The sequence below is a fragment of the Citrobacter tructae genome (assembly GCF_004684345.1).
GTDB classification, from domain to species: domain Bacteria; phylum Pseudomonadota; class Gammaproteobacteria; order Enterobacterales; family Enterobacteriaceae; genus Citrobacter; species Citrobacter tructae.
The window spans coordinates 2,591,353-2,608,771 of sequence record NZ_CP038469.1 but is presented as its reverse complement, the minus strand read 5'-3'; the positions used below and the strand labels follow the sequence as shown (position 1 = coordinate 2,608,771).

Here is a 17,419-nt window from a genome sequence, read left to right as displayed (position 1 = left end):
AAAAACCGTCAGGCAGGATTCGCTAATCTTATGGACTAAAATGCTGTTACATCACAAAGTGTGACGCCGTGCAAATATTCAATGTGGACATTTCTGCCGTAGTTATAGACACTTTTGTTAGCCATTTTTATCGTTGGCGTAGGACATGTTTTTTGCAAAGTGCTTTTCACAAGCGGGGTTGATGGTCCATCACTGAAACCACAGCGGTCTACAGGGGCGACGGCGAGGATGTCTTGCATAATATGGACGATTTGTTTCTTATCAGAACACCGGGAGTATTGAAATTATGGCTGAACCGCAAAACGATCCCCTGTTGCCGGGCTACTCATTTAACGCACATTTAGTGGCGGGATTAACCCCTATCGAGGCGAACGGATACCTGGATTTTTTTATCGACAGGCCGCTGGGTATGAAGGGTTATATCCTGAACCTGACTATTCGTGGGGAAGGGGTCATCAACAATCAGGGCAAGCAGTTTGTCTGCCGGCCGGGTGATATTTTGCTGTTTCCTCCGGGTGAAGTTCACCATTACGGCCGCCATCCCGATGCCAGCGAATGGTATCACCAGTGGGTCTACTTTCGGCCTCGTGCTTACTGGCAGGAGTGGCTCACCTGGCCAGCTATTTTTGCCCAGACCGGCTTCTTTCGACCGGATGAAGCGCATCAGCCGCACTTCAACGAACTATTCGGGCAGATAATCAGTGCCGGGCAACGGGAAGGACGCTACTCCGAACTGCTGGCGATTAACTTGCTTGAACAACTGCTGCTCAGACGTATGGAAGCGATTAACGAATCGCTGCATCCGCCAATGGATAACCGCGTGCGCGATGCCTGCCAGTACATCAGCGATCACCTGGCGGACAGCAATTTTGATATTGCCAGCGTCGCGCAGCATGTCTGTCTGTCGCCTTCTCGTTTGTCGCATCTGTTCCGCCAGCAGCTCGGTATCAGCGTACTGAGCTGGCGTGAGGATCAGCGTATCAGCCAGGCGAAGCTCTTGTTAAGCACCACGCGCATGCCGATTGCTACCGTCGGTCGCAACGTCGGGTTTGACGATCAGCTATATTTCTCCCGCGTTTTTAAAAAATGTACTGGCGCGAGCCCGAGCGAGTTTCGTGCCGGCTGTGAATAAAAAGTGAATGATGTGTCCGAAAAGTTGTCATATCTCGCAAACTATTCAGACAAATGATGGCTTGACGAAGTTGAGAAGGGTTATCAGAATCCTTGCTTCGAAAATCTGACGGACACATTATGCAAGCATTGCTGGAACACTTTATCCTCCAGTCCGCCCTGTACTCTCTGATCGCCGTACTTCTGGTGGCCTTTTTGGAGTCGCTGGCGCTGGTTGGCCTGATTCTGCCTGGCACCGTGTTGATGGCCGGACTGGGTGCGCTGATTGGCAGCGGTGAACTAAACTTCTGGCACGCCTGGCTTGCGGGCATTGTCGGTTGTCTGATGGGCGACTGGATCTCCTTCTGGTTGGGGTGGCGTTTTAAAAAGCCGCTGCACCGCTGGTCTTTTATGAAAAAGAACAAAGCGTTACTGGATAAAACTGAGCATGCGCTCCATCAGCACAGCATGTTTACTATTCTGGTAGGACGTTTTGTTGGCCCGACGCGACCGCTGGTGCCGATGGTGGCGGGGATGCTGGATCTGCCTGTCGCGAAATTTATTGTGCCCAATATCATCGGCTGCGTACTGTGGCCACCGTTCTATTTTCTGCCGGGTATCCTGGCGGGTGCGGCAATAGATATTCCCTCCGATGTACAAAGTGGCGATTTCAAATGGCTGTTGCTGGCGACCGCGCTGCTGCTGTGGGTTGGGGGCTGGTTGTGCTGGCGACTGTGGCGAAGCGGCAAAGCCGCTGTCGATCGCTTAAGCGCCTGGTTGCCGCGAGGTCGTCTGCTGTATCTGGCACCGCTTGTTCTCGGTATCGGTGTTGTGGCGCTGGTTGCCCTGGTGCGCCATCCATTGATGCCTGTCTATATTAATATTTTGCGCAAAGTCGTTGGCTACTGACGTTCAATGCCGAGCAATGCTGAGGCGTTGGTGTGACCGCTTAACAATTCATCCGTTTTGCCTTGCCACGCAATGCGTCCGTCGGCGACAACGATTGAGCGTGGCGCAATACGCGCGGCGTCTTCTACGCTGTGTGACACCATCAGCAGAGTCAATTGCTTCTCACGACAAACGTCGGCCACCAGCGTTAGCATCTCCTGACGCAGCGCAGGGTCGAGTGCGGAGAATGGTTCATCAAGCAGCAAAATGGGTTGTTCCCGCACCAGGCAACGCGCCAGCGCCACGCGCTGTCGCTGCCCGCCGGAAAGCTCGCCGGGAAGCCGCTCCAGCAGCGTGTCGAGCCCCATCTGCCGGGCAATGTGGTGCATTTTATCCCGCTGTTGTGCGTTCAGTTTCAACCCCGGATTGAGACCGAGAGCGATGTTCTGTTGTACGCTCAGGTGGCTGAACAGATTGTTTTCCTGAAAAAGCATCGAGACAGGCCGACGAGAAGGCGGCGTGATCGTGTGATCTTCTCCCTCAATCAACATTGTGCCGCTGGCTGGTGCCAGAAAACCGGCAATCAGGTTCAAAAGCGTGCTTTTTCCGGCACCGCTGGGTCCGAGCACGGCGACCTGCTCACCGCGGGCGATCGACAGCGAAAAGCGCATGGGCAAATGGTGATACAGCCATGTGATATCAATCAGTTTTAACATTTCGACCCGGTAATTTCTCAATAACGGTAAACAGCGTAAAGCACAGGAACAGCAGCAATAATGCGGTGACTGCACCATCCTGGCTGCGATAGGAGCCAATCTGCTGATACAGATAAAACGGTAGCGTGCGGAAATCCTCGTTGCCAAACAGTGCTACCACGCCAAAATCACCAATCGACAGTACACAGGCAAAAGCCATCGCCTGCGCCAGCGGACGCTTCAGTGCACGCAACTCAACCACTTTCAGCCGTGACCACCCTTCAATTCCTAAAGACTGACACAACATACTGTAGCGTGCCGTCACGTCACGCATCGGGTTTTCCAGTACTTTCAGCGCGTAGGGGATGGCCATCAGCGCATTGGTAAAAATCACAATGCCGTCTGCAGAGTCTGGCAGTCCGATACTATTGTTGAGCAGCAGGAAAAATCCGGTAGCCAGCACGATGCCCGGCATGGCGAGGATCAGCATGCCGCTAAGCTCCAGCGCCTGACCTGCCAGTACCTGCTGTCGGGCACGCAGTTCGCGACTGCTCCACAGCAGCATCATGGTGAGTACAACGCATAACGCTCCTGCCGCCAGCGCAATGCGCAACGAGGTCCACAGGGCTTGCCACAATATGGGCTGTGCAAGCACATCCAGTATATGGCGGTTGAAACCATCGATAATCACCGCCAGCAGTGGCGGCAGTAACAGCAGCAGCGCCAGAATAATCAGTAGTGAGTCGGCCAGTCGACTGTGCAGGCGGTCGTCGGGATCGCGCCAGCCCTGGACCAGCGTCGTGCCTGGGGCGATCGCCCGGCTCAAACGTTGGCTGAGCAGCACCAGCGCTAAGCAGCAAATCATTTGGATCAGCGCCAGCATAGCGGCGCGCGCGGGATCGTAGTCGAAACTCAGCGCCTGATAGATAGCCAGTTCTATGGTGGTCGCTTGTGGGCCGCCACCGAGTGATAGCACGGTAGCAAAACTGGCGAAGCACAGCATAAAGATGAGCGCCGCCACGGGGGGGATCTGGCGGCGCAGCCACGGCCATTCGACAAAGCGGAAGAAATGCCAGCCGCGCATGCCCAATTGTGCGGCTAGCTGCCGCTGTTCGCCGGGAATATTCTCCAGCGACTGCAGCAGTAAACGACTCGCCATTGGGAGATTGAAAAAGACGTGGGCCAGCAGAATGCCCTGCAGGCCGTACGGTGAAAACGTCCACTCCAGGCCGAATGCCTGCCAGATAGAGGCCAGCCAACCCTGGCGACCGTAGACGCTAAGGATGCCAAACACGGCGACCAGCACCGGCAGGATCAACGTCATTGCGCACAGGCGCAGCAGCGCCATACGTCCGGGGAAACGGCGACGATAAAGCGCGCGGGCGAGGAAGATTGCCGGAATCACGGATAGCGCGGCGGATAAAAATGCCTGCCAGAAGGAAAAACGTACCACGTGCCACAGGTAGCTGTCCTGCCAAAGCGTGCGCCAGTCTCCCTGGGGGGCGTTAAGCCACAGCGCCAGAAATGCCGCCAGGGCGACAGCCACTATCAGCGTAGCGGCCGAAAGCCCTGGGATCAGCCAGCCGGGAATTAACGGCTGACGGCGCGTTGCCATGCGTTAATCCAGGTTTGACGTTGAGTAGCGACCTGCTGCGGGGTGAATTCCAGCGCGGTAGACGGTTTTTCCAGTTGCGCAATGCCTGGGGGAAGCGTGACCTGGGTCACTGGATACATCCAGTTGCCGGTTGGAATCGCATTCTGAAACGCCGGAGAAACCATAAACGTCAGGAATTTTTCCGCCAGTTCAGGCTGCTTGCTGGCTGCAGTGCGCGCGGCGACTTCAACTTGCAAATAGTGTCCTTCGCTAAAATTGGCGGCGGCGTAGTTGTCTTTCTTCTCTTCGATGATGTGATAGGCCGGGGAAGTGGTATAGCTCAGCACCAGATCGCTTTCACCCTTCAGGAACAAGCCGTAAGCTTCACTCCAGCCCTTGGTGACGGTGACGGTTTTCGCCGCCAGTTTCTGCCAAGCCTCAGGGGCTTTATCGCCGTACACTTTCTGCATCCACAGCAGCAGGCCCAGACCCGGCGTGCTGGTGCGCGGATCCTGATAAATCACGCGCCATTTCTGGTCGCTCTCGACCAGCTCTTTCAGGCTCTTCGGCGGATTTTTCAGCTTGTTTTTGTCATAAACGAAGGCGAAATAGCCGTAATCAAACGGGACAAAGGTGTCGTTTTTCCAGCCACCAGGAACAACGACGGCGTCGTTCGCCACATTGCTTTTGGCGAACAGTTTGGTCTGCATCGCCGCATCGAGCAGGTTGTTGTCCAGACCGAGCACCACATCGGCTTTACTGTTTTTTCCTTCCATGCGCAGGCGGTTAAGCAGCGATACACCATCTTCCAGTGCTACCAGCTTCAACTCGCAGTTGCAGTCGGCTTCAAAGGCTTTTTTGATGGTTGGGCCGGGCCCCCAGTCGGCGGCGAATGAATCATAGGTATAGACAGTCAGAACGGGTTTAGCGAAGGCAGGCGCTGCGCACAACAACAGCAGGGGAAGACATTTTTTTAACACTTTGCACCTCAAGAGTTGGGTGGCAAAGGACTTGAGTTGCAGCCTCAAATCCCTTCGCCGGCATTATCCGGATCAGGTTCGACGGGTATTTTCTCAGCCCGCGCACTCGGCGCAGCACCCCGTTGAGAACGGCGTTAGTGTAATGATTTTGTTGCCCGGCAGCAATTAAGGATCCGGCGGCGCAAACCAGGCCGATTTAAAATCAAACCAGCCGAGGGTATTCATCCGTAGCCCGCGCATACTGCGCTGCCCTTGAATGATCAACCAGTGATGGATCAGCGGCACAATCGCTTTACTGGCAAGCAGTTGCTGGCACCATGCCGCAAGGCTCATTTCGCCGGTTCGCCAGCGGGCGGCATCGCTTTCCCAGTCCAGAGAAATACAGTTTTGTAGCAGCGGGACTTCGCATAAATGTGCGAACAGTGAGAAGTCCAGCGGCAAGGTAAAGTTGGCGCTGTTGAGCCAGATATCGCTGACGGTCTCGCCTGCGTGCCATTGATCGTAGTCGATCTCCTGAATATTCAACTGTACCTGATGCTCCGCCAGCAACGTTTTCATGATCTGCGCGATAATCCGGTGTTCGATGTGATCGCGGTAGTAGGTGATCGTCAGCGTTTCCAGCCCGGCTGGTTTTTCACCATGACCGGGTTTGGCATGATGCCAGCGAGGCAGTAATCCATAGGCGGGAAACCACAGTCGCTGGTACTGTTCATCGGCGTGGCAGATTAAATTCGTCGGTGAGAGAATGCGGCTTATCCATTCGCGCACCTCCTTATTTGCCCCGCGCTGGGATCGGGAATCAAACAGCATGTAGTAGCAACCTTCTTCCAGACGGCTTTCGATTGCCTTTTCATCTTCCGTAGGTCCTTTGAGCGTTAATCCGCCGCCAGGCTCCTCGGCGATGTCGGGTAATACCCACACATTCACTTCGTCGATCAGCGCCCGGTAGCCAAAATAATCATCAAAGGCGTGAATTTTTAGCTGGTTACTCGTATTGCGGGTGACCGCATACGGGCCGGTGCCGATCGGGTGGCTGGAAAAATTATTCAGCGTTTCCCATTCGCGCGGCAGGATCATGGCGGGCACTTGCCCGAGTAACCAGGGTAACCAGCGATCCGGTTGGGCCAGGTGGATGTCCAGCGTCCAGGCCGTGGGAGAGGCGATGTGCGTAATGTGCGAGTACAGCGGCAGGCTGTTGATACGCATCAGTGAGGTGATGACATCCTCCATCTCCAGTTCGCGGCCATGATGAAAATGGATCCCTGGGCGCAGGAAGAATCGCCAGTGCAAAGGGGAAATTTGTTGCCAGTGATGCGCAATGTCGGCTTCCAGTTCCCCATTTTCCTCATTTACACGGATTAAAGCGCTGAAGATTTGCCGGGCAATGTGTGTTTCGGAACGGCGCAGTGCCGAGCCGGGGAGCAGGTTGTGCATGGGGCGATAATAGAGGACGCGCATGATGTGCCTGCCCTGACGAAAACTGCGGCCCAGATGAGAAACCAGCATTTGCCGTACGGCCGTTTTGTCGCCAACCAGTTGCACCAGTTGATCAATGCGATCCTGTTCCAGCAGGTCTTCTGCTCGCTGCTGCTGGAGCGCTAGCCCGGTATAGAGAAAGGTCAGACGTGAGCGTTTGCCGCGACCGACTTCGGCCTCCCACGTTAGCCAGCCGCGTTCCTGCATAGTATTGAGCAGAGTGCGCATATGGCGGCGGGAGCAACTGAGCAGCTCCGCCAGCTCGTTCAGCGTGGTGTCCTGCGTTTTACCGTCGCAGCATTGCCACAGGCGGATGAACTGTTGTTGCAAACGACCTGAAGACATAAAAGGGGAACTCCTGAACAAAACTCAGCAATTTTATTATCCCCATATTAAGCCAATAATAGATTCCGATGAAGCGATGAGACAACGAAGGGGTCATCTATGCGTCAGTTCTGGTTGAAATACTTTACCGCGACAGAACGATTGTCCTGGTTGGCTTGCCTGAGCGCGCCGCAGCGCTTAAAGATGCTCGAAGAACTGATGCAGTGGGAGCTGAGAGACTGACCTCTGAATTGGGAATTGCAGACATCATGTGTGACTGAGTATTGGTACAGGCTGTATCCTGCTATTATCCCTGAGCATCGCTGGTGGTTATTTTTTCACATGGCAAGGCGCGAACAGTGAAATTTGGTGAACCAAATAAGGTGTGAGCAACACAGCAATGTGAAAAAATAGCCCCAGCCCTCCGGGACGCGTGTAAAAAACGCATTCTCCGCGTTGTCAGGCTTGGGAATAGATTTCTATACCCTGCGCCCTCCGCCTTGATAATGCGTTTTTTACCCAGCGTCGATGCCAGGTATAATGGCAGGATACAGCCTTAATTCGCCGCGCCAGCAGGTATTATCTGCTGGCTTTTTTCGTTTCCGCCGCGCTTATAGGGATAAATATGCTCTGGATTATGACCATGGGACGGCGCCTCAACGGCGTATATGCGGCATTTATGCTGGTCGCCTTTATGATGGGCGTGGCGGGCGCGTTACAGGCGCCCACGCTGAGCCTGTTTCTGAGCCGTGAAGTGGGAGCGCAACCGTTTTGGGTCGGGCTGTTTTACACCGTCAATGCAATTGCCGGGATCGTGGTCAGTCTTGGTCTCGCGAAACGCTCTGACAGCCGGGGCGATCGGCGCAAGCTGATCATGTTCTGCTGTCTGATGGCAATTGGCAACGCGCTGCTGTTTGCCTTTAACCGCCACTATTTAACGCTGATTACTTGCGGTGTGCTGCTTGCTTCGCTGGCAAATACCGCCATGCCGCAGTTGTTTGCGCTGGCGCGTGAGTATGCCGATAACTCGGCGCGCGAAGTGGTGATGTTCAGCTCGGTGATGCGTGCGCAGCTTTCGCTGGCATGGGTGATCGGGCCGCCGCTGGCCTTTATGCTGGCGTTAAATTACGGCTTCACGATGATGTTTTCTATTGCTGCCGGGATTTTTGCTATTAGCCTGGTGCTGATCGCGCTGATACTGCCGTCGGTGGCGCGGGTCGAACAGCCCGTTGATGTACCGCTTGAACAGACCGGCGGCTGGCAGGACAAAAACGTGCGCATGTTATTTATTGCCTCCACGCTGATGTGGACCTGCAACACCATGTATATTATCGATATGCCGCTGTGGATTAGCCTCGAACTGGGGCTACCGGACAAACTTGCCGGGATACTGATGGGTACCGCTGCCGGGTTGGAAATTCCGGCGATGATTCTGGCGGGCTACTACGTGAAGCGCTTTGGCAAACGGCGGATGATGATCGTCGCCGTGGCGGCAGGCGTGATGTTTTACCTTGGGTTGATCTTCTTCCACAGCCACACGGCGCTGCTGGTTCTGCAACTGTTTAACGCGGTATTCATCGGCATTATTGCCGGAATAGGTATGCTGTGGTTTCAGGATCTGATGCCCGGTAGGGCGGGTTCGGCCACCACATTATTTACTAACAGTATCTCTACGGGCGTGATTTTGGCAGGGGTCATTCAGGGGGCGGTGGCGCAAAGTTACGGGCATTTTGCCGTCTACTGGGTGATTGCGGGAATTTCTGTCGTCACACTGGTGATGACCGGGCGGGTGAAGGATGTTTAACGAGAGAGCCGGAAACGCGAAGCGCATCCGGCATCCTGAAATCAGCGCATAAATGCTGGCTGTTTGTCTTCGTACTCGGTAATAGCCGCTTCATGCTGCAGCGTCAGCCCGATGCTGTCGAGACCGTTCAGCATACAGTGACGGCGAAATGCGTCGATAACAAAGCGGTAGGTCTTGCCTTCGGCTCTGACTTCTTGCGCCTCCAGATCCACTTCGAACTGAATACCCGGATTTGCCTGCACCAGAGTGAACAGTTCATCTACCTCTTCGTCGCGTAATTTCACTGGCAGCAGTTGGTTATTAAAACTGTTGCCGTAGAAGATGTCGGCGAAGCTTGGTGCTATCACTACTTTAAAGCCGTAATCGGTCAGCGCCCAGGGCGCATGTTCGCGTGAGGAGCCGCAGCCAAAGTTTTCTCGTGCCAGCAGGATTGACGCCCCTTTATATTCCGGGAAGTTCAGCACGAACTCCGGGTTAGGCTGCTGACCCTTTTCGTCGAGGAAACGCCAGTCATTAAACAGGTGTGCACCAAAACCGGTGCGCGTTACCTTCTGCAAAAACTGTTTGGGAATAATTGCATCAGTATCGACGTTGGCGGCATCCAGTGGGACAACCAGGCCGATATGCTGGGTAAATTTCTCTGCCATGGTAGTTTCCTTATTTGATGCTGCGAATGTCGGCAAAATGGCCGGTGACGGCGGCAGCGGCGGCCATTGCCGGGCTGACTAAGTGCGTACGTCCACCGCGGCCCTGACGACCTTCAAAGTTACGGTTGCTGGTGGAAGCACAGCGCTCACCCGGATTCAGACGATCGTTGTTCATCGCCAGGCACATGGAACAGCCCGGTAAACGCCATTCAAAACCGGCTTCAATGAAAATCTTATCCAGACCTTCCGCTTCTGCCTGTGCTTTGACCGGACCAGAACCCGGCACTACCAGCGCCTGCACGCCAGGAGCGACTTTGCGCCCTTTGGCGATTTCAGCGGCGGCGCGTAAATCTTCAATACGGGAGTTGGTGCAGGAGCCGATAAACACTTTATCGATAGCCACTTCCGTCAACGGAATGCCCGGCTTCAGCCCCATATAGGCCAGCGCTTTTTCCGCCGACGCGCGTTCTACCGGATCGGAAAAAGATGCCGGATCGGGAATGTTATCGTTCACTGAGATCACCTGACCGGGGTTCGTACCCCAGGTGACCTGCGGTGCGATCTCCTCTGCCTGCAGGGTAACGACGGTATCAAACGTCGCATCGTCGTCGGTTTTCAGCGTTTTCCAGTATGCGACGGCATCAGAAAAATCCTGACCTTTTGGTGCATGCAAGCGCCCTTGCACATAGTTAAAGGTGGTTTCATCCGGCGCAACCAGGCCCGCTTTGGCCCCCATTTCGATCGCCATATTGCACAGGGTCATACGACCTTCCATGCTCAGCGCACGGATGGCGTCGCCACAAAACTCAACCACGTGACCAGTACCGCCTGCGCTACCGGTTTTACCGATAATCGCCAGCACGATATCTTTGGCGGTAATCCCCGGCGCGGCAGTGCCATTGACTTCGATCTTCATGGTTTTTGCGCGCCCCTGTTTCAGGGTTTGCGTAGCCAGCACGTGTTCGACTTCGGACGTCCCTATTCCAAACGCCAGCGCACCAAACGCGCCGTGCGTGGCGGTGTGGGAGTCACCGCAGACGATGGTCATACCCGGTAAGGTCACGCCCTGTTCGGGTCCCATCACGTGGACGATACCCTGAAAAGGGTGGTTCAGATCGTACAGTTCGACGCCGAACTCATTGCAGTTTTTGATCAGTTCCTGCATCTGGATACGCGCCATTTCGCCTGAAGCGTTAATGTCTTTGGTTTGCGTCGAGACGTTATGATCCATGGTGGCGAAGGTTTTACCCGGCTGGCGTACTGGACGCTTGTGCGCCCGCAGGCCATCAAATGCTTGCGGCGAGGTCACTTCATGTACCAGATGACGGTCGATATACAGCAGCGGAGTTTCGTTCTGCGCTTCAAAGACCACGTGCGCATCGAACAATTTTTCATATAACGTTTTAGCCATGATTACACCCCTTCTGCGACGTAACGAGCAATGATATCGCCCATCTCATCGGTACTGACTGCGGCGGCGCCACGGGCTAAATCACCGGTGCGAATACCTTCTGCTAATGCGCGGTTGACGGCGCTTTCAATGGCGGTGGCAGCGTTATTAGCATCCAGGCTGTAGCGCAGCAACAGTGCCAGCGACAAAATTTGGGCAATCGGGTTGGCAATGTTTTTCCCGGCGATATCCGGTGCCGAACCACCGGCTGGCTCGTACAGGCCGAAGTCCTGCTCATTCAGGCTGGCAGACGGCAGCATGCCCATGGAGCCGGTGATCATCGCGCATTCATCAGACAGGATGTCGCCAAACAGGTTGGAGCACAGCAGCACGTCAAACTGAGACGGATCTTTAATCAACTGCATGGTCGCGTTGTCGATGTACATATGCGTCAGGACAACGTCCGGGTATTCATTGGCAATTTCATTGACGATTTCGCGCCACAGAATAGAGGTTTGCAGCACGTTTGCTTTATCAACCGAAGTGACTTTGCAGCGGCGTTGGCGTGCTGACTCAAACGCAATGCGTGCAATACGTTCGATCTCGAAACGATGATAGACCTCGGTATCAAAGGCTTTTTCATGTTGGCCGCTACCTTCGCGGCCTTTTGGCTGACCGAAATAGATACCGCCCGTCAGTTCGCGCACGCACAGGATGTCGAAACCGTTGGCGGCAATATCGGCACGCAGAGGGCAAAATGCTTCCAGTCCCTGATACAGCTTAGCCGGACGCAGGTTGCTGAATAATTTGAAGTGCTTACGTAATGGAAGCAGTGCACCACGTTCAGGTTGCTGGTTTGGCGGCAAATTTTCCCATTTCGGGCCGCCCACGGAGCCAAACAAAATCGCATCGGCCTGTTCACAACCTTCAACCGTTGCAGGCGGCAGCGGTTGTCCGTGGTTGTCGATGGCGATTCCGCCCACGTCATAGTGGCTGGTGGTAATGCGCATAGCGAAACGGGTACGAATTGCGTCCAGTACTTTCAGGGCCTGCGCCATCACTTCCGGGCCAATACCGTCACCCGGCAAAACAGCAACATGATAATTCTTCGACATCACACGGTTTCCTTATTGTTCTCGTTGTTTTGAGCTTTGCGTTGCAATTCTTTTTCGACTTCTTCGGCACGCCAGATATTGTTCAGCACATGCACCATTGCTTTGGCGGAGGATTCGACGATATCCGTTGCCAGACCTACGCCGTGGAAACGACGGCCATTAAAGTTGGCGACGATATCCACTTGGCCCAGCGCATCTTTACCGTGGCCTTTTGCGGTCAGACTGTATTTCACCAGCTCGACGTTGTAGTCGGTAATACGGTTGATGGCCTGGTAGATTGCATCGACCGGACCGTTACCGTTGGCGGCTTCGGCTTTGATTTCTTCGCCGCAGGCCAGCTTGACGGAGGCGGTGGCTATATCATTTGAACCAGACTGCACGCTGAAGTAATCCAGACGGAAATGTTCGGGTTCTTCTTGCTGTTTATTAATGAAGGCCAGCGCTTCCAGGTCGTAATCAAATACCTGGCCTTTCTTATCCGCCAGCTTCAGGAAAGCGTCGTACAGGTTATCCAGGCTGTATTCACTCTCTTTATAGCCCATCTCATCCATACGGTGTTTGACCGCAGCACGTCCAGAACGGGAAGTCAGGTTCAACTGCACCTGGTTCAAGCCGATGGACTCAGGGGTCATGATTTCGTAGTTTTCACGGTTTTTCAGCACGCCGTCCTGATGAATACCGGAGGAGTGAGCAAAGGCACCGCTACCGACAATCGCTTTGTTGGCCGGGATTGGCATATTGCAGATTTGGCTGACTAACTGGCTGGTGCGCCAGATTTCCTGGTGATTGATGCGGGTCTGTACATTCAGGATATCTTTGCGCACTTTGATCGCCATGATGACTTCTTCCAGCGAACAGTTACCGGCGCGTTCACCGATCCCGTTCATCGCCCCTTCGACCTGACGCGCACCGGCATGAACCGCCGCCAGCGCGTTACCGACGCCCAAACCTAAATCGTCGTGGGTGTGCACTGAAATGATCGCTTTGTCGATATTCGGGACGCGTTCATACAGACCTGAAATGATTGCGCCAAACTCGAAGGGCATGGTGTACCCGACGGTATCGGGGATATTGATCGTTTTGGCGCCGGCATTAATCGCCGCTTCTACCACGCGAGCCAGGTCTGCGATAGGGGTACGTCCGGCATCTTCGCATGAGAATTCCACGTCATCAGTGTAATTACGCGCACGCTTAACCATATAGACAGCGCGCTCAATAACCTCATCCAGCGTACTGCGCAATTTGGTGGCGATATGCATCGGCGAGGTAGCGATAAACGTGTGAATACGGAAAGCTTCAGCCACCTTCAGGGACTCTGCCGCCACGTCGATATCTTTTTCTACACAGCGGGCTAATGCGCAAACGCGGCTGTTTTTGACCTGCCGGGCAATGGTCTGTACCGACTCAAAATCACCAGGGGAAGAAACGGGGAAACCGACTTCCATCACGTCAACGCCCATACGCTCGAGAGCCAGAGCAATCTGCAGTTTTTCTTTCACACTCAGGCTTGCCTGTAACGCCTGCTCACCGTCGCGTAAGGTGGTATCGAAAATAATGACTTGCTGGCTCATGGTTTAGGTCCTTTGTCTTTATTGGCGCCTTGCTTCGAGCATAAAAAAACCCGCGCAGCGGCGCGGGTTTTTTGTCTTAACTGGAGCTGACTTAATACTAAATGTCGTTCACCAGTCTACCGCGCAACGAAGATGCGTTTAGTAGTAGTAGACCGTTAAAACGAGCAATGTAAGTCATCAATCTAGCTCCAGGCGAATGCGATATGCTTTTAGTGGTACTGGATATGAAAGCTGATGTCAACCCCGCCCCCGATAAACATCCGCATTCAGAAGAAAATACCCTTCGTAATCTAAGCGAATTGTGCTGAATTTTTAGGGTTGTAGAAAATAAATCAGTGCATGGCCGTACATACTTTTCATGTTTTGACATATTTGAGCATGTTTGTTTGCAACTATTGTAACTGCATGCTGAGGACGTGGGGCAGAGAAACGTTTTTTATCTTTATGATTTATCTGTTTTTATAGTAACCATGAATGGGTGTGGGAGGCGAACTCACCCGTGATTGATAAATTAATGTTAACTTTTAATGTATTAATAATATAAACATTTAATTAATTCTTAAATATATATTCATCATTCGTATGATTGTGTATTCGCCATGCTTATGGTTATATTGTTCGTGAAATTTAAACGTATGAATCATCGTGCAGTGACATCCGCCACACTGTGCTCGCATTGCTCTTTTGCTCATTTAGGTTTGTACCTTTATGTTTTCCTAATTTTAATGTTTTTCCTTTTTCTTATTTCATATACATGGTAAATCATATTAACGGAGGTTATTTCTTCACTCCGTTTGGGAAAAGGGAGTTTAGAGTGACAGTGGAGTTAAATATGCCAGAAGTGAAAATAATAGATAAACCTATCTCTATCGAGATGGGGAAGCCGCAGCTTCGTATGGTTGATCTTAATTTATTAACCGTCTTTGACGCGGTGATGCAGGAACAAAATATTACACGTGCTGCGCATACTCTGGGGATGTCGCAACCCGCAGTCAGTAATGCTGTGGCTCGCCTGAAAATCATGTTCAATGATGAACTCTTTGTTCGTTATGGTCGCGGGATCCAGCCGACAGCAAGGGCATTCCAGCTCTTTGGCGCCGTGCGCCAGGCATTACAATTGGTACAGAATGAACTGCCTGGGTCGGGGTTTGAACCTGCCAGCAGCGAACGCGTATTCAACCTCTGTGTATGTAGCCCATTGGATAATATTCTGACGTCCTTGATTTATAATCGGGTTGAGCAAGTTGCGCCAAACATTAATGTCGTATTTAAATCTTCGCTTAATCAAAATACCGAACATCAATTACGCTATCAGGAAACTGAGTTTGTTATTAGCTATGAAGAGTTCCGTCGCCCTGAATTCACCAGTATTCCCTTATTCAACGACGAGATGGTGTTAGTGGCGAGCAGAAAGCATCCACGTATTAGCGGTCCATTGCTGGAAAATGATGTCTATAATGAACAGCATGCAGTAGTCTCTCTCGATCGCTTTGCATCATTCAGCCAACCTTGGTATGACACTATGGATAAACAATCTTGTGTCGCTTATCAAGGAATGGCACTAATTAGCGTGTTGAATATTGTTTCGCAAACGCACTTGGTGTCTATCGCGCCACGTTGGTTAGCGGAAGAATTCTCTGAACAGTTAGATCTGCAAATATTACCTTTACCTTTAAAATTGAATAGCCGCACATGCTATCTTTCCTGGCATGAAGCTGCGGGCAGAGATAAAGGCCATCAGTGGATGGAAGAATTGTTAGTCTCCGTCTGTAAGCAGTAGCATTTGGCAGAATAAATCGGGCGATACGTCTGGTTTATTCTGCTTTTATCTTTTTATCTGAAATTTTGTGCTGAATTTGTTTTTTTACGTTAATCCAGAATTGTAAAAAATAGAGTAATCGCTGTAAGTCCTCATTTTTAAGAGATTATTTATCATTTCATTTGCTGAAGCTGGTTTAAATCTCCATTTATTCGCCGCTTTCCTCCTTTTTATTCTTATTCACGCGAATACTGGCCCTTCGCTGTCAATTGCCATGCGTCATCCTCAGCGGTTAATGTGTTGTTAAACCGTTAGTCATTATAAGAGTGGAGGCAAGCCATGGAGATGTTGTCTGGAGCCGAGATGGTCGTGCGATCGCTCATCGATCAGGGTGTGAAGCAGGTATTTGGTTATCCTGGGGGCGCTGTCCTCGATATTTATGATGCGCTGCATACGGTCGGGGGTATTGATCATGTGCTGGTCCGTCATGAACAAGCTGCAGTACATATGGCTGATGGTTTGGCGCGCGCCACGGGGGATGTCGGCGTTGTGCTGGTGACTTCTGGGCCGGGCGCAACCAATGCGATCACCGGGATTGCCACGGCGTATATGGATTCCATTCCATTGGTGATCCTCTCCGGGCAGGTCGCGACGTCGCTGATTGGCTATGACGCCTTTCAGGAGTGCGACATGGTCGGTATATCCCGTCCGGTGGTGAAGCACAGCTTCCTCGTTAAGCAAACGGAAGATATTCCTCAGGTACTGAAAAAAGCGTTCTGGCTGGCGGCAAGCGGCCGTCCTGGCCCGGTGGTGGTGGATTTGCCGAAGGACATACTGAATCCGGCGAAGAAACTGCCCTATAGCTGGCCGGACTCAGTGAGCATGCGCTCCTATAATCCGACGACGACCGGACACAAGGGGCAAATAAAGCGTGCACTGCAAACGCTGGTCGCCGCTAAAAAACCGGTGGTGTATGTTGGCGGCGGTGCTGTCAATGCGGGCTGTCATGAGCAACTGGGGCAGATTGCTGATGCCCTTAACCTGCCGGTTGTTTCATCGTTGATGGGATTGGGCGCATTTCCGGCTACACATCGTCAGGCATTGGGCATGCTGGGAATGCATGGCACCTATGAAGCCAATATGACGATGCATCATTCCGATGTGATTTTTGCCGTTGGCGTCCGCTTTGACGATCGCACAACTAATAATCTGGCAAAATATTGCCCAAATGCGACCGTGCTGCATATAGACATCGATCCGACTTCAATTTCAAAAACCGTCACGGCGGATATCCCGATTGTTGGCGACGCCCGCCTGGTGCTTGATCAGATGCTGGAACTGCTACCGCAGGAGAAATCGCAGCAGCCGCTCGATGATAACCGCGACTGGTGGCAACAGATTGAGCAATGGCGTGCTCGCCAGTGCCTGAATTATGACACGCAAAGTGAGAGCATTAAACCGCAGGCCGTCATTGAAACGATCTGGCGTCTCACGAAAGGGGATGCGTATGTGACCTCGGACGTTGGTCAGCATCAAATGTTTGCCGCGCTGTATTACCCGTTTGATAAACCGCGCCGCTGGATTAACTCCGGTGGTCTCGGCACCATGGGATTTGGCTTACCTGCGGCGTTAGGCGTGAAGATGGCGCTGCCGGATGAAACAGTGGTGTGCGTTACCGGCGATGGCAGTATTCAGATGAATATTCAGGAGCTGTCGACAGCGCTGCAATACGAGCTGCCGGTGCTGGTACTCAATCTTAACAATCGCTACCTCGGTATGGTTAAACAGTGGCAGGACATGATTTACTCCGGGCGTCACTCGCAGTCTTATATGCAGTCGCTGCCCGACTTTGTTCGTCTTGCTGAGGCTTATGGCCATATCGGGATCCAGATAAACCATCCGGATGAACTCGAAAGCAAACTGGGTGAGGCGCTGGAGCACGTGCGTAACCATCGTCTGGTGTTTGTCGATGTAACCGTTGATGGCAGTGAGCATGTCTACCCGATGCAGATTCGTGGGGGCGGCATGGATGAAATGTGGTTAAGCAAAACGGAGAGGACCTGATT

Annotated in this window: 15 protein-coding genes and 1 riboswitch; of the genes, 6 read left to right on the top strand and 9 right to left on the bottom strand. The window is 52.8% G+C overall.

The window, feature by feature from the left end:
* Positions 1-286: 286 nt before the first annotated feature.
* Positions 287-1,132 (top strand): arabinose operon transcriptional regulator AraC, encoded by an 846-nt coding sequence (araC, locus tag E4Z61_RS13260; RefSeq protein WP_117342325.1) that lies wholly within the window; start codon positions 287-289, stop codon positions 1,130-1,132.
* A gap of 119 nt (positions 1,133-1,251) precedes the next feature.
* On the top strand, positions 1,252-2,019 hold the full coding sequence (locus E4Z61_RS13255) for a DedA family protein (protein ID WP_135323180.1): 768 nt from the start codon (positions 1,252-1,254) through the stop codon (positions 2,017-2,019).
* Here E4Z61_RS13255 and thiQ read toward each other — a convergent pair.
* The 4 genes from thiQ to sgrR form a co-directional block, all read right to left on the bottom strand.
* Positions 2,013-2,714 (bottom strand): thiamine ABC transporter ATP-binding protein ThiQ, encoded by a 702-nt coding sequence (gene thiQ, locus E4Z61_RS13250; protein ID WP_135323179.1) that lies wholly within the window; start codon positions 2,712-2,714, stop codon positions 2,013-2,015. The two genes, E4Z61_RS13255 and thiQ, sit on opposite strands and share 7 nt — an antisense overlap.
* Complete coding sequence (gene thiP / locus E4Z61_RS13245) at positions 2,698-4,308, bottom strand: thiamine/thiamine pyrophosphate ABC transporter permease ThiP (protein WP_135323178.1); 1,611 nt, start codon at positions 4,306-4,308, stop codon at positions 2,698-2,700. Before thiP ends, thiQ begins: the two co-directional genes overlap by 17 nt.
* Entirely contained in the window at positions 4,284-5,267 is a 984-nt protein-coding gene (thiB, locus tag E4Z61_RS13240) for a thiamine ABC transporter substrate binding subunit (RefSeq protein WP_135323177.1), read from the bottom strand. Before thiB ends, thiP begins: the two co-directional genes overlap by 25 nt.
* 31 nt (positions 5,268-5,298) lie before the next feature.
* A riboswitch (TPP riboswitch) is annotated at positions 5,299-5,399 on the bottom strand.
* A 33-nt stretch (positions 5,400-5,432) separates the two neighbouring features.
* Positions 5,433-7,088, bottom strand: coding sequence for an HTH-type transcriptional regulator SgrR (sgrR, locus tag E4Z61_RS13235; protein WP_135323176.1), 1,656 nt, complete (start codon positions 7,086-7,088; stop codon positions 5,433-5,435).
* A 99-nt stretch (positions 7,089-7,187) separates the two neighbouring features.
* Here sgrR and sgrT point away from each other — a divergent pair, with 99 nt between their 5' ends.
* Entirely contained in the window at positions 7,188-7,310 is a 123-nt protein-coding gene (sgrT, locus tag E4Z61_RS13230) for a glucose uptake inhibitor SgrT (RefSeq protein WP_135323175.1), read from the top strand.
* Positions 7,311-7,692: 382 nt separating this feature from the next.
* Positions 7,693-8,871: a sugar efflux transporter gene (locus E4Z61_RS13225; RefSeq protein WP_135323174.1), complete on the top strand. Its 1,179-nt coding sequence runs from the start codon at positions 7,693-7,695 to the stop codon at positions 8,869-8,871.
* A gap of 41 nt (positions 8,872-8,912) precedes the next feature.
* Here the strand turns inward: E4Z61_RS13225 and leuD are convergent, their stop codons facing one another.
* The 5 genes from leuD to leuL form a co-directional block, all read right to left on the bottom strand.
* Positions 8,913-9,518: a 3-isopropylmalate dehydratase small subunit gene (leuD, locus tag E4Z61_RS13220; protein ID WP_135323173.1), complete on the bottom strand. Its 606-nt coding sequence runs from the start codon at positions 9,516-9,518 to the stop codon at positions 8,913-8,915.
* A gap of 10 nt (positions 9,519-9,528) precedes the next feature.
* Positions 9,529-10,929, bottom strand: coding sequence for a 3-isopropylmalate dehydratase large subunit (gene leuC / locus E4Z61_RS13215; protein WP_135323172.1), 1,401 nt, complete (start codon positions 10,927-10,929; stop codon positions 9,529-9,531).
* 2 nt (positions 10,930-10,931) lie between these two features.
* On the bottom strand, positions 10,932-12,023 hold the full coding sequence (gene leuB, locus E4Z61_RS13210; protein ID WP_135323171.1) for a 3-isopropylmalate dehydrogenase: 1,092 nt from the start codon (positions 12,021-12,023) through the stop codon (positions 10,932-10,934).
* On the bottom strand, positions 12,023-13,594 hold the full coding sequence (gene leuA / locus E4Z61_RS13205; protein ID WP_135323170.1) for a 2-isopropylmalate synthase: 1,572 nt from the start codon (positions 13,592-13,594) through the stop codon (positions 12,023-12,025). The genes leuB and leuA overlap by 1 nt, the downstream gene beginning before the upstream one ends.
* A gap of 97 nt (positions 13,595-13,691) precedes the next feature.
* The gene (leuL, locus tag E4Z61_RS13200; protein WP_135324939.1) at positions 13,692-13,772 is read right to left on the bottom strand and encodes a leu operon leader peptide; all 81 of its coding nucleotides are present in this window, start codon (positions 13,770-13,772) and stop codon (positions 13,692-13,694) included.
* 654 nt (positions 13,773-14,426) lie between these two features.
* On the opposite strand from leuL, the gene leuO reads away from it, so the two are divergent.
* Together leuO and ilvI are read left to right on the top strand one after the other, a co-directional pair.
* The gene (leuO, locus tag E4Z61_RS13195; protein WP_135323169.1) at positions 14,427-15,374 is read left to right on the top strand and encodes a transcriptional regulator LeuO; all 948 of its coding nucleotides are present in this window, start codon (positions 14,427-14,429) and stop codon (positions 15,372-15,374) included.
* Positions 15,375-15,692: 318 nt separating this feature from the next.
* Positions 15,693-17,417 (top strand): acetolactate synthase 3 large subunit, encoded by a 1,725-nt coding sequence (gene ilvI / locus E4Z61_RS13190; RefSeq protein ID WP_135323168.1) that lies wholly within the window; start codon positions 15,693-15,695, stop codon positions 17,415-17,417.
* Positions 17,418-17,419: the final 2 nt, after the last annotated feature.

What these genes read in the sequence shown, in the direction of transcription:
- araC (WP_117342325.1), top strand. Translation starts at nt 287, where the DNA reads ATGGCTGAACCGCAAAACGATCCCCTGTTGCCGGGCTACTCATTTAAC.
- E4Z61_RS13255 (WP_135323180.1), top strand. Translation starts at nt 1,252, where the DNA reads ATGCAAGCATTGCTGGAACACTTTATCCTCCAGTCCGCCCTGTACTCT.
- thiQ (WP_135323179.1), bottom strand. Translation starts at nt 2,714, where the DNA reads ATGTTAAAACTGATTGATATCACATGGCTGTATCACCATTTGCCCATG.
- thiP (WP_135323178.1), bottom strand. Translation starts at nt 4,308, where the DNA reads ATGGCAACGCGCCGTCAGCCGTTAATTCCCGGCTGGCTGATCCCAGGG.
- sgrR (WP_135323176.1), bottom strand. Translation starts at nt 7,088, where the DNA reads ATGTCTTCAGGTCGTTTGCAACAACAGTTCATCCGCCTGTGGCAATGC.
- sgrT (WP_135323175.1), top strand. Translation starts at nt 7,188, where the DNA reads ATGCGTCAGTTCTGGTTGAAATACTTTACCGCGACAGAACGATTGTCC.
- E4Z61_RS13225 (WP_135323174.1), top strand. Translation starts at nt 7,693, where the DNA reads ATGCTCTGGATTATGACCATGGGACGGCGCCTCAACGGCGTATATGCG.
- leuD (WP_135323173.1), bottom strand. Translation starts at nt 9,518, where the DNA reads ATGGCAGAGAAATTTACCCAGCATATCGGCCTGGTTGTCCCACTGGAT.
- leuC (WP_135323172.1), bottom strand. Translation starts at nt 10,929, where the DNA reads ATGGCTAAAACGTTATATGAAAAATTGTTCGATGCGCACGTGGTCTTT.
- leuB (WP_135323171.1), bottom strand. Translation starts at nt 12,023, where the DNA reads ATGTCGAAGAATTATCATGTTGCTGTTTTGCCGGGTGACGGTATTGGC.
- leuA (WP_135323170.1), bottom strand. Translation starts at nt 13,594, where the DNA reads ATGAGCCAGCAAGTCATTATTTTCGATACCACCTTACGCGACGGTGAG.
- leuL (WP_135324939.1), bottom strand. Translation starts at nt 13,772, where the DNA reads ATGACTTACATTGCTCGTTTTAACGGTCTACTACTACTAAACGCATCT.
- leuO (WP_135323169.1), top strand. Translation starts at nt 14,427, where the DNA reads ATGCCAGAAGTGAAAATAATAGATAAACCTATCTCTATCGAGATGGGG.
- ilvI (WP_135323168.1), top strand. Translation starts at nt 15,693, where the DNA reads ATGGAGATGTTGTCTGGAGCCGAGATGGTCGTGCGATCGCTCATCGAT.